General features: G+C 37.8%; 15 protein-coding genes and 1 tRNA gene. 6 read left to right on the top strand and 10 right to left on the bottom strand.

Features of this window, described 5'->3' with window-relative positions; all coding sequences use genetic code 11:
• Positions 1-20: 20 nt before the first annotated feature.
• Positions 21-986: an aromatic acid exporter family protein gene (locus tag HZ311_RS13705; RefSeq protein ID WP_023519510.1), complete on the bottom strand. Its 966-nt coding sequence runs from the start codon at positions 984-986 to the stop codon at positions 21-23.
• A 109-nt stretch (positions 987-1095) separates the two neighbouring features.
• Here HZ311_RS13705 and HZ311_RS13700 point away from each other — a divergent pair, with 109 nt between their 5' ends.
• Positions 1096-1692: an FUSC family protein gene (locus HZ311_RS13700; RefSeq protein WP_010735697.1), complete on the top strand. Its 597-nt coding sequence runs from the start codon at positions 1096-1098 to the stop codon at positions 1690-1692.
• Between the two features lie 49 nt (positions 1693-1741).
• Here HZ311_RS13700 and HZ311_RS13695 read toward each other — a convergent pair whose 3' ends face one another.
• Both HZ311_RS13695 and HZ311_RS13690 read right to left on the bottom strand, forming a co-directional pair.
• Positions 1742-3223, bottom strand: coding sequence for a flotillin family protein (locus tag HZ311_RS13695; RefSeq protein ID WP_019723963.1), 1482 nt, complete (start codon positions 3221-3223; stop codon positions 1742-1744).
• A gap of 13 nt (positions 3224-3236) precedes the next feature.
• On the bottom strand, positions 3237-3761 hold the full coding sequence (locus HZ311_RS13690; RefSeq protein ID WP_010735699.1) for an NfeD family protein: 525 nt from the start codon (positions 3759-3761) through the stop codon (positions 3237-3239).
• 126 nt (positions 3762-3887) lie between these two features.
• On the opposite strand from HZ311_RS13690, the gene HZ311_RS13685 reads away from it, so the two are divergent.
• Complete coding sequence (locus tag HZ311_RS13685; RefSeq protein WP_137072312.1) at positions 3888-4700, top strand: DNA/RNA non-specific endonuclease; 813 nt, start codon at positions 3888-3890, stop codon at positions 4698-4700.
• Between the two features lie 9 nt (positions 4701-4709).
• On the top strand, positions 4710-5069 hold the full coding sequence (locus HZ311_RS13680) for a hypothetical protein (protein ID WP_023519508.1): 360 nt from the start codon (positions 4710-4712) through the stop codon (positions 5067-5069).
• Between the two features lie 258 nt (positions 5070-5327).
• Here HZ311_RS13680 and HZ311_RS13675 read toward each other — a convergent pair whose 3' ends face one another.
• The gene (locus HZ311_RS13675; RefSeq protein WP_137072310.1) at positions 5328-7919 is read right to left on the bottom strand and encodes an HAD-IC family P-type ATPase; all 2592 of its coding nucleotides are present in this window, start codon (positions 7917-7919) and stop codon (positions 5328-5330) included.
• A gap of 161 nt (positions 7920-8080) precedes the next feature.
• Here HZ311_RS13675 and HZ311_RS13670 point away from each other — a divergent pair, with 161 nt between their 5' ends.
• Positions 8081-8869, top strand: coding sequence for a MerR family transcriptional regulator (locus HZ311_RS13670; RefSeq protein WP_232092493.1), 789 nt, complete (start codon positions 8081-8083; stop codon positions 8867-8869).
• A gap of 94 nt (positions 8870-8963) precedes the next feature.
• Here the strand turns inward: HZ311_RS13670 and nagA are convergent, their stop codons facing one another.
• The 4 genes from nagA to HZ311_RS13650 form a co-directional block, all read right to left on the bottom strand.
• On the bottom strand, positions 8964-10112 hold the full coding sequence (gene nagA, locus HZ311_RS13665) for an N-acetylglucosamine-6-phosphate deacetylase (RefSeq protein ID WP_010735705.1): 1149 nt from the start codon (positions 10110-10112) through the stop codon (positions 8964-8966).
• A gap of 74 nt (positions 10113-10186) precedes the next feature.
• The gene (locus tag HZ311_RS13660) at positions 10187-11023 is read right to left on the bottom strand and encodes a helix-turn-helix domain-containing protein (protein ID WP_010735706.1); all 837 of its coding nucleotides are present in this window, start codon (positions 11021-11023) and stop codon (positions 10187-10189) included.
• A gap of 435 nt (positions 11024-11458) precedes the next feature.
• Entirely contained in the window at positions 11459-12676 is a 1218-nt protein-coding gene (locus tag HZ311_RS13655; protein WP_023519505.1) for a pyridoxal phosphate-dependent aminotransferase, read from the bottom strand.
• 134 nt (positions 12677-12810) lie between these two features.
• The gene (locus HZ311_RS13650) at positions 12811-12972 is read right to left on the bottom strand and encodes a hypothetical protein (RefSeq protein ID WP_019724415.1); all 162 of its coding nucleotides are present in this window, start codon (positions 12970-12972) and stop codon (positions 12811-12813) included.
• 64 nt (positions 12973-13036) lie between these two features.
• Here HZ311_RS13650 and HZ311_RS13645 point away from each other — a divergent pair.
• Positions 13037-13119 (top strand) — tRNA-Leu (locus HZ311_RS13645).
• 146 nt (positions 13120-13265) lie between these two features.
• Here HZ311_RS13645 and HZ311_RS13640 read toward each other — a convergent pair.
• Both HZ311_RS13640 and HZ311_RS13635 read right to left on the bottom strand, forming a co-directional pair.
• A complete protein-coding gene (locus HZ311_RS13640) occupies positions 13266-13541 on the bottom strand; it encodes a hypothetical protein (protein WP_034691354.1) in 276 nt (91 codons plus the stop codon).
• A 96-nt stretch (positions 13542-13637) separates the two neighbouring features.
• Positions 13638-14330: a DNA-directed RNA polymerase subunit omega gene (locus tag HZ311_RS13635; protein WP_137072211.1), complete on the bottom strand. Its 693-nt coding sequence runs from the start codon at positions 14328-14330 to the stop codon at positions 13638-13640.
• A gap of 210 nt (positions 14331-14540) precedes the next feature.
• On the opposite strand from HZ311_RS13635, the gene HZ311_RS13630 reads away from it, so the two are divergent.
• Positions 14541-14753, top strand: a complete 213-nt coding sequence (locus HZ311_RS13630) for a DUF378 domain-containing protein (RefSeq protein WP_010735711.1) — start codon at positions 14541-14543, stop codon at positions 14751-14753.
• Positions 14754-14797 lie beyond the last annotated feature (44 nt).

Below are 14797 nucleotides of genomic sequence, written 5' to 3'. Positions count from 1 at the left end.
CATCGCTTCGTCTTATTTGTTCACTTTTCCGCATCCACTATCATCTGCTGAGAAAATTCTACTTTTATTTCAATAAAACTTTTAAATGACTGTAAAAACTGAAACAATTCCGCACGATCCTCAAATTCACTTCGAGTAGTCGGCAATGGCATTTGACGATACATTCCATAGACCTCTTCGATCCGTGTCAATATTTCTTTGCCATCATTTGATTCAGAAAATGTCTCAGCTGTATAGATCAACAAGCCGTATATATGGTCGCTATAAGGCACTGGGTCCTGGATATAAGCTAAATTTTCTTGCATATCTTGGATCACATTGATCTGAGCCCGTCGCATAGAAAAATAGGTTTCATAGTATTGATTTTGTCTAAGCAAGTTATTCTCTTGGTGATTCCGTGCATATGCTTGACTTTCTCGAATATAAACTTGTAATTCTTTGCATAACCCTTGATTTTCGTAAGCTTCGCCAGAAAGCAAAAAGTCTGCCATATTCTTCAAAAGAAGACGAAATCGCTCTTCGATGATCATTTGATTTTCCTTTAAACGTTTTTTACTATCTGGCATATAGACATTAGATAACAAAGCAAAGCCTACACCAATGATCATCAAGGCTGCTTCGTTTGTGATCAATTGCCAACTCATACTTTGTTCACTAAGATAATGAGTGATCAAGACTGAGTTTACAACGATTCCTTCTGTCAATTTGAACCGCACGGCGATTGGAATAAAAAATAATAGAAAGACACTGAAACTGATGATTCGATAGCCCAAAAGTGTAAAACACATGTAGGCAATAAGCGTAGCGACAATAAATGCAGCGACTCGATAGATCCCAGTCATCAAGGTGGAGCGACGAGTATTCCCTACGCTTAACAACGCAATAATACCGGCAGATGGCCAGAATAATAAGGAAAAGTAGTTTGCAACCAACATGGAAGCAAATACACTGATGACCGTTTTTACCGTTCTCATTCCAATACGCATGATCGGCTCCTTTCTTTTTATTGAATTATACTAAATTCGTTCATGAAAAACTAGCAATCCAAGGTAAGTTTAGTTATGATATTGTAAAGAACGTAAAGGAGAGTATACTATGCAATTTGGACGCTTTCGACTTGGTATGCGTACAATGAAGAGTGCTTTAGCCGTTTTCTTATGTATTTTGATCTTTCATCTCTTTGATCGTGGCATTCCAATGATTGCTGCCCTATCTGCTGTTTTTTCCTTGCGCCAGGATTTGACTACGACCTTTTCTTTTGGTCGCTCGCGTATTATTGGCAATCTACTTGGTGGCGGATTAGGTATTTTCTATTTTTTTGTAAAAAGTTACTTCCACAATGATTTTTTAGTTGAACTGATCGTTCTCCCACTTTTAGTGATCATTGTGATCGTCTTATCTGACGGTATCAATAATAATTCTGGAATCATTGCTGCTATTGCAACATTATTACTAATCTCTTTAAGTATCCCTCAAGGAGAGTCAGCCTTCTATGCGATTGAGCGGGTTTTCGATACATTTATCGGGACATTTATTGCTATCGGTATCAATTTTTGCTTGCGTCCGCCAGAAGTTGAAAAAAAAGAAGAGATTGTCGAGGACTTAGAACAATTAAGAAAAAAAGAGCAGGCTTTACTTGAAAGTCTTGAAGAAGTAAAAGCACAGATCCGTGAGCAAAATGAAAATAAATAGCGAACCAACAAAAGACTCAAAGGACATGATCCTTTGAGTCTTTCTTAAGTTATTCTTTCGGTTCATTTGATCCTTCATAGACATTCAATTGTCTAGAATTTCCACGAGTGGAAAGATTCTCAATGATATCTTTGATGTCCAATCCAGTTGTTTCTTTCAACGTTTCTTGTGTCGTCGACAATAAGTTTGTCGCATAGCTTGTCACTCGATTGGCGCCACCTGCTTCACCTGAGGAGTTTCCTGTATCAACAACAGAGATTTTTTCGATATTGCCTAGCGGTTGTGCCGCTTCACGCATCAATTGAGGCAACATTTCGATCACCATGCTAAGCACAGCAGCTTCTCCGTATTCTTTGAACGCATCTGCGATTTTTTGTTTTGCTTCTGCTTCCGCTTTCCCTTTTGCTAACGTGGCTTCTGCCTCGGCTTGTCCAGCTAAACGAGTTTGGTTGGCTTGGGCTTGGGCTAAGGCTTCGATTCTAAATTGTTCTGCTTCTGCCTCAGTCACTTCTTTGACTTTTTGTGCTTGGGCTTCTTGTTCTTTGGCGTAACGATCCGCATCGGCTTTTTTCTTCACTTCAGAATCGTATTGTTTTTCACGACGAATGATTTCTTTTTCTTCTAATTCGATTTGTTTTTGACGTTCGACGACTTTTACTTGCATCTCTTGTTCGATTACTTGTTGTTGTTCTCTGGCACTTTCTAAATTATACGCTTGGTCAGCTTTTGCTCGTGCCACATCTTGCTCCTGTTTATAGGCAGCTAATTTCAATTCTTTTTCTTTTAAAGATTCGGCGATCTCTGTTTGGCGTTGTAATTCTGCGGCTTGAGATTCTTTCTCTGCTTCCGCCTTTTTGATACGCGTTTCTTTTAGTGCTTCTGCTTCTGCAATATCTGCATCACGTTTGACTTGAGCAATCCGTGGTTTCCCCAAAGAATCCAAATAACCATTTTTATCACGGACTTCTTTGATCGTGAACGAAACAATGATCAAGCCCATTTTTGCTAGATCCACCGAGGCAACTTCTTGCACACTTTGGCTGAATTTGTCACGATTTTGGTAAATTTCTTCTACTGTCATCGAACCTAGGATCGACCGCAAATGACCTTCTAAGACTTCACGGGCTTCATTTTCAAGTTCTTCTCGCGTTTTCCCTAGAAATTGTTCCGCTGCTGTCGCAATTTCTTCGACAGAAGAACCGATCTTGATGATCGAAGTACCGTCACACATCACCGGCACACCCTGCTCTGTATAAACTTCTGGGGTAGACACGTCTAATTTGCTTGATAATAAACTGATGCGATTCGAACGTTGGAAAACTGGTAATACGAATGCACCTCCACCGCGGACGATTTTGATTTTATTGTTACTCTCGTCGGCATGGACATTTTTACTTCCCAAGTAACTACCACTGATGATCAATGCTTCGTCAGGCTTTGCCGTTTGGTACTTAGCGACAAAGACGATTAATAACATTAAAACGATCAACACTGCTAAAACAATTGCAACAAACACTCCAGATATTTCCATTTCTTCCACTCCTTTACATTTTCAACATACTTTCGTACGGTGTAACATAACAAACACGGTCTCTTACTTCAATGATCAAAACCTTTTCGCCACGTCCGATCATTTTCTCTTGGGGCGTATAAAAACAAGCAGGGCGACTGATTGAACCAGTAACACTTTTTAATTGGATTTCTCCCATTCCCTGGATCGGTATCGGGGTCACCACTGTCGCGATTTGACCTTCTAATGTTTTTTCAGAAGTTGATAGCGTCGATTCTGCGTGCTTCATCGGCATCAAGATATAAAAATTCAACAAAAAAACTAAAACGGTTGCAATAATCGCGCTGATCACGAAAATCACTAATGAGGACTGGTTGGTCAAGGATTCACCTAAATAACCTAATAAACTGGTAAAAGTCAACCAGGGAACGATCAGCATCGGATCAATAGGTCCATCGAAATCAAAGACATCTCCAAAAATAACAAGTAACACTGCAACCCCAGCGCATATGAGTAAAACGTACCAGTAAATCGTGATGATTGCGATTCCTCCTATCATCTCATTCGCCTCCTTTGTGTACAAGATTATCATATCATACTAACCTATATAATTAACCTACTTTGGATAAAGTTTTCACTTTTAGTCCGCTTGGTTTTGGATTATACTAACAAAGGAGGTGAACGAATGAAAAATTTAAAAAAACTATGGGGTACATTGATCTCTATAGTTGTTTTTGGCGCAATTGGCTTTATCGGAATGGATCTATTGAATGTAGAACAACCGATCTCAAGTGATTACAGTGAATCTAGTTATACTGCTTCAATCGAGAGTGAATCGGGAGTTTCTACTGACCAACGATCAAACATGAATACATATAGTATGGAATCTTCTGATAAACCAGTCGAAAGTACAAGCAAAAGTGAAGCTACTATCACAAGTAGTATACCTGACTCATCTGAGCCAAGAAACAACGGCTTACCTCAAGAAGAAGACTTAGCACCGACTGGAAACAATCCTGGGCCACAAGAATTAGGAACAGCTTCCTTTGATGTGGCTGAGCTCTCAACAAACAAAGGATGGATCGAGTATCATGAGCTTGATCGATTAGGACGTCCCACTGGTGCGGATGCCTTATTGGAAAAATCAATGATCAATACAGGAACCAGCGCAAACCGTGACATCCGTCCTCCTGGATTTATTTCTGGACCCAGATATGATCATTCTCGCGGACATCTGATCGCTAAACAGTTCGGTGGTAGTGGCGACGACGAAAGAAATCTAGTTACTTTGTTTCAATTCCCAGTAAATGATCCTTACATGAACTACTATGAACTAAAAATCCGTAAGGCGTTGAATCATGGTGAAACTGTACGCTATCGTGTTACTCCACATTATGTTGGCGATGAACTCATCCCTGAAAGTGTCGAGTTAGAGACAAAAGGAACAGGCAATAACCCAACGATTGATTTTACGGTATTGATACCAAATAAAAAGTAGGTGAAACGATTGTTTGAACAATTGAAGCAAAATCGTACATTAGAAGAAACACTCGCATGGCTGGAAGAAAACGAGCTGTTCGATTATGAGGAACTTGTGTTTTTCCCTTCTTACCAACATTTCAAAGCTAGTATTCTGCGAACAATCGATTATAACTCCCTGGATGAAGCGGAGGTCGCGAATCTCCTTTCATCCTTTCACTTGGTGGCTCGTACGATCGATGGTGATTATCTCTTAGCAAATGAAAAAACGGTTTGTTTGTTTCCTCGCTCTCACCAAAAAGAAGAAATCCAGCGATTTAATGGGAGTTTTGCCGATTTACTAATAAGATACGCAAACTCTTCGAAATCGATTGTCGAATTTTTTTAACTTTCTACTAACTAAGGTTGCTCGCATTAACAATGACAAACTGGGGCTTTATCTTTGAACATTTAACAAAAAACGTATCGCGTATGTTTAGGTATATAAAACAAAAAAACGTCCGAAATGATCATTCTCATTTCGGACGTTTTTACTAACTTATTTTATAAACTAGTTTCTTCTTCCAACGTTACTTGGGTTTAGTGTGAATAAAAAGCACCTAGTTACTTTGGTATCCTTCTATGTTTTTTTCAATAATATGAATGATCAAGCACCTACCCTGTAACTTCTAGCTGATAAAACATATTTTTCGATTTCTACTAAGAAGAATAAAAGTAATCCAGGTAAAAGACTGATGACGACTTCCGTACTTGATAGTAGGTTTGTTCCTAAAGCCATTCTTAATGGTGGGAACCAGATCATCGCAGCTTGAAGCAAAATCATGATCCCAATTGAATAAAACAATGCGGTATTTTTCCATAATCCTCTATCTAAACTAAATTCGCTGATCCTACGACAATTGATCATATAGAAGGCCTGACCAAACACCATCGCATTGATCAACACCGTCTGACGTGCATCGTTTGAGACATATTCCATCGCAGTTAAGCCTAAGATCGTCAAGATCATCCCTACATATAAAATGCGCACCAACGCATATCGTGACAAAATCCGTTCATTCAATGGTCGTGGTCGTCGACTCATCACTTGTTTTTCTGCCCGTTCAAATCCTAAAGCATAGGACAAGGTGATCGAAGCAACTAGATTCAACCATAGGATTTGCACAGTCGTCAAAGGTAATGGGGAGTTTCCGATCAATGAGAATAGTAACAATAATCCTTGCGCCAAACATGTTGGTAAATAAAAGAGAATCGTTTTCTTCAAGTTGTCGAATATCCGACGTCCTTCTTTGACTGCATAAGCGATCGTCTCAAAATTATCATCGACTAAAACCATATCTGCTGCTTGCTTACTAACATCGCTCCCTTTGATTCCCATAGCAATCCCGACGTCAGCTTTTTTCAATGCTGGTGCATCATTTACACCATCGCCGGTCATCCCAACAATTTCACCTTGCGCTTGCAGATAAGAAACGATTGCCAATTTGTGTTCTGGTGTCGTTCGCGCAAATACATCGTTTTCACTTACTGCGCGTTGCCATTGTTGCTCTGACAGTTGATTCAGCTCTTTTCCTGTGATTGCTGTTTGATGATTTTGCAATCCTAGTTGTTTTGCGATGGCTTTCGCTGTCAGTGGATGATCGCCTGTGATCATTTTGACACGTATTCCAGCTTGTTGCATTGATTTCACTGCTTCGATTGCTGACTCTTTTGGTGGGTCGATCACACCGCATAAGCCAATCATCGTCAATGCTTCATCTAGTGCATCATGAGATAAGTCTTCATCGCCGATTTCTTTCATCGCAAAAGCTAACACACGTTGCCCTTGGCTCGCTAAATCTTCATTTTTCTTATGCCAACGTTTTTTATCGATCGACTGGCTCATACCTCTAGCATCCATTTGTTGTCCCGCTTTTTCGATCAATACATCCGGTGCACCTTTTACGAACAAGATATTTTTCCCATTGATCTCATGAACAGTCCCCATGTATTTATACGTTGAATCAAAAGGAATTTTGGCAATAGGTGAATGGATTATTGCCTGTTGCGTATTTGTATAACGTAATAATGCAAGTTCTGTTGCATTTCCCGTTTCAGGACAATCCCCATCTGCTAATTGTGTTTCTTGACAATTATGCATTGCTTGTAACAAATATTCTTCGACTTTTGTATGTGCTACTTGTGCAAATGATTCAGGCGTATACCAATCATTTAGTGTCGCTATATGAACTAAAGACATTTCATTTTTTGTCAATGTCCCTGTCTTATCTGAACAAATAACCGTCATCGCACCTAAGGTTTCTACTGTAGGCAATGTTTTTACAATGGCATTCTTCTTTGCCATTCGATTCACGCCAATCGACAAAATGATCGTTAAAATCGACGGCAGGCCTTCTGGAATCGAAGAAACGATCAAAGCAATGATCGCCGTAGCGATATAGCCCCATGTCATACCATAATAAAAATACGAAACAAGAGCAATTAACAAAATCAACGCACTGATTCCTTTAAATATACTTGTATTCATTTCCTTGATTTTCTTCAATAACGGGGTTTCTTGTTCTTCAACAGTTGATAAAGAATGACTGATTTTACCGATTTGAGTATTCGAACCTACTTCAACAACGACACCTAATCCATTGCCAGATTCAACTTTAGTGCCCGAAAAAGCCATATTTACTTGTTCAGCTAATTCTGTATTTTCAGGTAAGCTATCAACAGTTTTGCTGACAGAATGTGTTTCTCCTGTTAAAATCGCCTCATCCACTTGTAAATTGAATGATTCGATGATCCGAACATCTGCTGGTACGATATCTCCAGCAGTCAAGACTACTTGATCGCCGACGACCAAGTCTGCCGGATCGATCTCTCGTTTTTTTCCATCTTCTAAAATCACTGCTTTATCACTCAATAATCCTTTGATACTATCTAAAGAAGAAGCTGCTTTTCGTTCTTGGAAGTACCCGATCATCGCATTTAGAAAAACAACTAAAAAGATCATGCCACCTTCCATCAATGCACCAGTTGCAACTTTCAATATCGCTGCCCCTAATAAGATGTACATCAACGCATCATGGAAATAAGATAAGAATTTTTGCCATTCTGGTGTTTGATCTTTTTCTTCCATTTTATTTTTTCCATATTTTTTTTGACGTTCCAGCCGATCACTCTCTGTGATATATTCTGTGACTTGAACTTGTTTGATTGTTTCTTCCGTTGACTTGTTATACCATTCCATACTTTTTCTCCTCCAACACTAACTAATCTATAATCAGCTTACAGGTTAGAGTAACTCTAAGGTCAAGGGTTTCGTGTAAATAATTTAAAAATACTCGCTTTTTTGAATCAACTAATAGTAAAATGAGGAACAGATATAAAGTATAAATAAATCAAACGGAAGTGAATCGATTGAAAATCAATGAATTAGCAAAATTATATGATATTACCCCACATACTTTACGTTACTATGAAAAAATCGGTTTGATCCAACCAGATTATGACGATAACGGTTATCGAAATTATTCGTACAAAGAATTAGAACAACTAAATACGATTCGCGATCTGCGATATTTTGATGTTTCTTTGCCTGAGATCGTCGAATATCTGAATAATAAAAATATCGATCGAACAAAAGAACTTTTACGATTTGAAATTGATTCTTTGCATCGTTTGATTGCAGAATCAAAAGAAAAAATCTCCTTATTAGATGATCGCTTACAGTTGATCTATGAAGTAGAAGATACTCCATTCAATCAACCGATCGTGATGGAACATCAATTACGTCAAGTAATCAAAGACGATGAAATGACGACTAGCGATGATGTCGATTACGCATTGAAACAGCTGCATAAAAAACATGAGAAACAACTCAGTGCCAACAATCAAAATTTATTTGGAAGTATCTTACATGAAGAGTCAGAGTCTTTTGCCTATCAAGTCTTTTATTTCTATCCAGAAACTGCCTCTTTGATCAATGAGGTGTCCACGTTACCATCCGGGAAATACTTGGCCTACACTTACCAAGGAGCCTATGAGCAACAAGTCACAGGCATTCAAGAAATGAAAAAATATGCACAAACACATCAACTAGAATTAAAGAGTCCATTTTATGAACTCTATCTCGTAGATTTCCATGAAACCAATGACCAGAATGAATTTATTACACGCTTAGAAGTATTGATCCAGTAACCAACTATTTATCTAAAAAACACCACAAAAAAACAGCCAAAAGAGAGTAAAGCTACGAGTTGCTTCTTCCTTTTGGCTGTTCATTTATTCTTTTTTACGCATGATAACGTTCAATACCATCTAAATAAGTGGCATCTAAGGTCATGTCAGGATTCAAGACGATGAAATCAGCATCTCTTCCTTTAGCAATCTTTCCACATGTATCGTCGATCTTACAGCTAACTGCAGGAACGTACGTAGCCATCATGATGGCTTGTTCTGGTGTAGCTAAGCCCCAATCTACGACATTTTTGATTGCTTCTTTTAATCTTAGAATACTTCCAGCTAGATTTCCAGATTCTAAACGAGCTGTTCCATCTTTTACGACTACTGGGAACTCACCTAAATTGTAATTACCATCAGGCATCCCCCCAGCCATCATGCAATCCGTGATCAAAGCCACATGTTCATGTCCTGCTTTTTCCATCAGGATCTGTGCTGCATTTGGATGGACATGGTGACCGTCACAAATCAACTCAGAAAATACGTGATCCAATGATAATAATGCGCCGACCATACCTGGCTCACGATGGTTCAAGCCACGCATCCCGTTAAATGCATGAACAAACACGCTTGCACCTGCTTCAACAGCTGCTTGTGCTTCATTGATCGTTGCATTACTATGACCTAAAGCAACTACAACGCCTTCATCTGTGACTTGTTTTACAAATTCTTCGACACCTGCGCGTTCTGGTGCTAATGCGATTTTTTTGATCAATCCGCCTGAAGCTTCTTGCCATTCATTGAAGACTGCCAAATCAGGGTCGCCAAAATAACTTGGGTTTTGCGCGCCTTTATGCTCTTCTGTAAAGAATGGTCCTTCAAAATAGATCCCTTTGATTTTAGCGCCAGGAGCTTCATGGTACATTTTTCCGATCGTCTCTGCCACATCTCTTAGACGTTCTTTACTAGAGGTTAATGTTGTAGGTAAAAAGGCAGTTACCCCACAAGATAACAGACCTTCTGACATAGCTTTGATTCCTTCTGCGTCATTATCCATAACATCGTGATTCATAAACCCATGAATATGTGTGTCTACAAGTCCAGGGGCGATCCATTTACCGCTTTGATCAATGATCGTTACTTCACCAACTGGTTTTTCTGAAAGATATTCGCCAAAAAGCCCATCAGTGATTTCAAGATATCCAGCGTTTTTCACACCAGATGCTAAAAAGAATTTGTCAGCATAGATATAAGTTCTCATTCTATTCTCTCCTTTGATGATCTACCTTTAAATTACTCTTATTTACGAAAGAAGTCAAGAATGGTCTACACCATTTATATACTTTTAGCAATCTTTTTTACTGCTTGAGCTAATTCTTCATAAAACAATGCTTTTGACAGTTCATTTTGCTGTTTGTAGATCAAACTTTTTAGAATAAATAAATCATTTAAATAATAATAGCTATTTTTTTCTTGTGCCCAACGAATCCCTTGATTCACTTGTTCAAGGGCTGCTTGGCGTTCTCCTTGATGAAATAGAAAACTACCATAATTATAAAAAATCTGGGTCAATTCGCTTTTGTTGTGCTCGTTGATCGTATCATGTAAGAGTTGGACGCTACGACTTAAATAATATCTTGCTTCTGTACTTCTCCCTGCAACCCCATAGACTTTACCAATACAGCTGATCAATTGGATCTCTATATCACAGACATGTGTCCGATCTTTTTGGCTGGAGTAAGTCAATGCTTCTTTCAAGTAACTAAGTGCCTTTACTAGGTTTTTCCTTAATGTAAATTCACAAACACCTAAATAATAATAATACCGTTGAAAATCCTCAGCTGAATAGAGATTCTCTGTCACCTTCGCTGATTTTAGTTCTTGTTCTAATTTACGATAATCTCTTTTTAAAAAGTAAAGATCCAGAAGATCAAACTGTCTAGTTGCTGCTCGAATCTTGTCCTTGGATAAGTTCATTACATAATCGATCGTTACACCAAGCCTGTGACAGATCTGAGCCATCACTAATACATTTGGTAACTCTTCGTTATTTTCGATTCTACTCAGCACACTTTGAGAACAAATGCCTTGTGAAAGCATTTGTTGAGTCATTTTTTGTTCTTTTCGGATTTCTTTGATGATCGTACCAAAGGAATCGACTAATGCTTCCATAAGTATCCCCCTCTCAAAAAAATATGCGTATTCGCATGACTACATGTATTGTACTTGACTACTTTGTAAACTTCAAGAAAAGTCCAATAGCAACGAATCATTTTTCAAAAATTGACATTAAAAAAACGCCTCGGTATCGGGACGGCTTTTAGGTGAAGTCGTATTTACTTTATAAAAAAATTTGCCAATCACATCGTTTTTACTACTCGTTGGCTCTTACTCGAAACTGGTTATTTGCAGGTGTCAAATGAGAATAAAACTCAGACAAAAACGGTTGATTTAGTGAAGTAAGCAAATGCCCATAAGAATCGTTGATTCCAATTGTTATAGTGATTCACTTACTTCATAAAATCTTGATTTATCCCGTCAGTTACTCGCTTAAGCTTAAAACTACCTACTTAATACACACGCACAACAGCCAAAATATGACATTTCCTATCTTTGTCGGTAGGTTGTCAGGAATTCACGCATTTTTTTCGCCGTTACTTTTAGATCGTCTAATTTTGGTAAGTAAACGATTCTGAAGTGGTCTGGATCAGGCCAGTTAAAACCGCCTCCGTGAACAAGTAAAATCTTATGCTCGTGCAGAAAATCTAATACGAACTGCTCATCATTGGTAATATTGAAGCGTTTCGTATCGATTTTTGGAAAGATATAAAAAGCTGCTTTCGGCTTAACCGCTGATAATCCAGGGATATCATTGATTGCATTATAAATGTATTCTCTTTGTTCGTAGATCCGTCCACCTGGCAATAGCAATTCATCCACACTTTGGTAGCCCCCTAGGGCAGTTTGGATGATTTGTTGTGACAGAACATTTGAACAAAGACGCATAGAGGAAAGCATATTCAACCCTTCGATATAGCCTTTTACATTTGATTTGTCACCACTCAACACCATCCAGCCGACACGGAATCCCGCCACACGATGTGATTTAGATAGGCCATTCAATGTGACAACGAATAGATCAGGTGCTAAAGTCGCAATCGGGATATGCTCTAAGCCATCCATCACTAAACGATCATAGATTTCGTCTGAATAAATGATCAATTGATGTTCTCGTGCGATTTTCACGATTTCTTCTAATAATTCTTTCGGATATAAAGCTCCTGTTGGATTATTAGGATTGATGATCACGATTGCCTTTGTCCGGCTGGTAACTTTAGATTTGATATCCTCAATATCTGGATACCATTCGGCTTGTTCATCGCATACATAATGAACTGGTTTTCCTCCAGCCAAAGAAACAGAAGCTGTCCATAAAGGATAATCCGGCATTGGCACTAATACTTCATCGCCATTGTCCAACAGCCCTTGCATACACATCGTGATCAGCTCACTGACCCCATTACCAGTATAGATATCATTGATCGTCACATTTGGAAATTTTTTCAATTGACAATACTGTTCAATCGCTTTTCGTGCAGAAAAAATCCCTTTTGAATCCGAATAGCCTTCTGAATCTCTGGCATTCATGATCAAATCACGGATCACTTCATTTGGTGCCTCAAATCCAAATGGTGCTGGATTTCCCGTATTCAATTTTAATATACTGATGCCCTCTTCTTGCATTCGTTCTGCTTCTTCAAGAACCGGTCCGCGGACATCGTAACTTACGCCTTCTAATTTGTTGGATTTTTCAAATTCTCTCATAGTGATCCAATCCCTCGTTTCAAAAAAGTTAGAAATTTCTGATTATACCCATTTATTTCCATATCATACTCCATTCATCTGGATTTTGCCACCGTTTTAAAGAAATCCTAGATGAAAATCAACTTTTTTTACTTTTATTTCTCATGCCGATCGTTCCAAAGATTTGCTGCCCAATCCATAGCAATTCCGATAATCACACCTAAGAATATCCCCATGGTCAATTGTCCAAATGCAGATCCAATGATAATGCCTGCCACCATTCCTAAAATTGAAAATTCCCCATCATATTTATTCATGATTTTCCTCTTTCATATCTTGACATCTATTTCGTTACTCGCTATGATTAAAGTGTTGTTTCTTGCAGACGTGATGGAACGGCAGACATGCAAGATTGAGGGTCTTGTGAGCGTAAGCTCGTGTGGGTTCAAATCCCATCGTCTGCATAAATAAGTAAAACTCATGGTTTATGCCATGAGTTTTTTTGTTTGTTATTAAAAAAACAAGGCAGTTCATCGAGTCAATTTACAATTTTTCTACCTATATAAGAGTAATCCATTAGTTCTTAATATCGAACATTGACTTTGTTCTCTCATTTGATGATCTTCTGTTTAGGGAAGAGACTATTTTCAAAAGCGACAACAATGTTTGATTTTTCTAATACCGTGTAGTCTTTGACGACAAATTGCTTACGGTTATTATAGTAGCCTTTCACAAATATCTTCATTCCTTCATCTACATCGGCAATAAAATTAAGACTATGATTAGCAATCAAGCAATTCTCTGAGCCTAAAGTAAAACGGATCAGTGGTCGTTCCCCTAGTTTGATCGTTCTGATTTTTGAGACTGTTCCATATTTTCTTTCCATTGTCATCTCTCCCCTCATCACCATTATACGAACAAACGTTCCGTTTTTCAAGTGATTTTCCTTGGAAAAACAACTCTAAAAAAGTATCTTTAACGTCTACTTATTCACTTGGCGATCAACGATTTGTTGAGATTTTTCCGCCGTTTGCTTTGCATCGTTTCTCGCTTTTTCTAATTGTGCGATATAACTTCTCAAATTACTATTTTCTGCTGAAATAGTTTCTAATTGTTTCTTCGCGGTTGCTAAATCAGCTTGCAAATTTGTTTTTTCTCGATTTAATTGGCTGATTTGTTCGTTTAATTGATTAACAGTACTTTGCATCTCTGTATATTTGCCCTGGATTTCTTGAAGTCTAGTATTCCATTGACTATTTAGGGTATTGATTTCGTTTATTTTTTGAGTTATTTCATTGATCTTATTGTTGATTTCGATTTGTTTGTCATTTAATTGATTTTCTTTACTAGTTAATTGGTTTTGTAAATTTGCATGTTCAGCAACCAATTGGCTTTTTTGCGTTTCCAAGTCAGTGATCTTTGTTTGGTATTCTTGCGCTTTTGTTTGTATATTTTGAAGATCTTGATTTTTTATTGCTAATTGACTATTTAAGTCAGTGATTTTTTGGTCATGGCTTGTTAACTGTTGATCAAGTTTTTCTAAATTTTCGTTGATCTTAGTGATATCAGATTCTCCACCCCAGAATAAAACTTCTCCTGCAAACCGTGTGCCCGTATAACCAATAGCCCCTAGCAATAATGCAATCAATCCAGTAATCATCCATTTTTTTTTCATGTTCTTCTCCTTAATAAATATTATTATTTTATAACCAGCTAAATCTAATCTTTTACTTGTCTATTGTCAAGACATATCTATTTTAAATTTTCAAATTCTATAAAACGTTGAAATGAAAGGACTATAAATTAAATTACAGGCAATATTTTAGTACAAATTCTTTAATTGTTTTATAATAATAGTATGTCATATAGGAAAGGGGTAATTTCAATGAAAACATTAGATATGATTGCTTTAACATTGTTGATTGTTGGAGGATTGAACTGGTTGTTAGTCGGTTTATTAGAATTTGATTTAGTTGCGACGATTGCAGGCGGCTCTACGACTATTTTAGCTAAAGCTATATATATTATTGTTGGGATTTGTGCTATTTATTGTTTGAAATTCTTTCCAATGATCTCCAATCGTGTAGAACATCAATAATTGGGATTTGATTTTTTTAGAACATGGGGCAACCATTTGCTCCA

It is taken from the genome of Enterococcus mundtii, from assembly GCF_013394305.1.
Classification (GTDB): domain Bacteria; phylum Bacillota; class Bacilli; order Lactobacillales; family Enterococcaceae; genus Enterococcus_B; species Enterococcus_B pernyi.
Note: the sequence above shows the minus strand (reverse complement) of the source record. Positions and strands in the feature narration are given on the sequence as shown.

Bases quoted from the DNA above. Each gene is read 5' to 3' on its own strand.
- HZ311_RS13705 (WP_023519510.1), bottom strand. From the start codon at position 986: ATGCGTATTGGAATGAGAACGGTAAAAACGGTCATCAGTGTATTTGCT.
- HZ311_RS13700 (WP_010735697.1), top strand. From the start codon at position 1,096: ATGCAATTTGGACGCTTTCGACTTGGTATGCGTACAATGAAGAGTGCT.
- HZ311_RS13695 (WP_019723963.1), bottom strand. From the start codon at position 3,223: ATGGAAATATCTGGAGTGTTTGTTGCAATTGTTTTAGCAGTGTTGATC.
- HZ311_RS13690 (WP_010735699.1), bottom strand. From the start codon at position 3,761: ATGATAGGAGGAATCGCAATCATCACGATTTACTGGTACGTTTTACTC.
- HZ311_RS13685 (WP_137072312.1), top strand. From the start codon at position 3,888: ATGAAAAATTTAAAAAAACTATGGGGTACATTGATCTCTATAGTTGTT.
- HZ311_RS13675 (WP_137072310.1), bottom strand. From the start codon at position 7,919: ATGGAATGGTATAACAAGTCAACGGAAGAAACAATCAAACAAGTTCAA.
- nagA (WP_010735705.1), bottom strand. From the start codon at position 10,112: ATGAGAACTTATATCTATGCTGACAAATTCTTTTTAGCATCTGGTGTG.
- HZ311_RS13660 (WP_010735706.1), bottom strand. From the start codon at position 11,023: ATGGAAGCATTAGTCGATTCCTTTGGTACGATCATCAAAGAAATCCGA.
- HZ311_RS13655 (WP_023519505.1), bottom strand. From the start codon at position 12,676: ATGAGAGAATTTGAAAAATCCAACAAATTAGAAGGCGTAAGTTACGAT.
- HZ311_RS13650 (WP_019724415.1), bottom strand. From the start codon at position 12,972: ATGAATAAATATGATGGGGAATTTTCAATTTTAGGAATGGTGGCAGGC.
- HZ311_RS13640 (WP_034691354.1), bottom strand. From the start codon at position 13,541: ATGGAAAGAAAATATGGAACAGTCTCAAAAATCAGAACGATCAAACTA.
- HZ311_RS13635 (WP_137072211.1), bottom strand. From the start codon at position 14,330: ATGAAAAAAAAATGGATGATTACTGGATTGATTGCATTATTGCTAGGG.
- HZ311_RS13630 (WP_010735711.1), top strand. From the start codon at position 14,541: ATGAAAACATTAGATATGATTGCTTTAACATTGTTGATTGTTGGAGGA.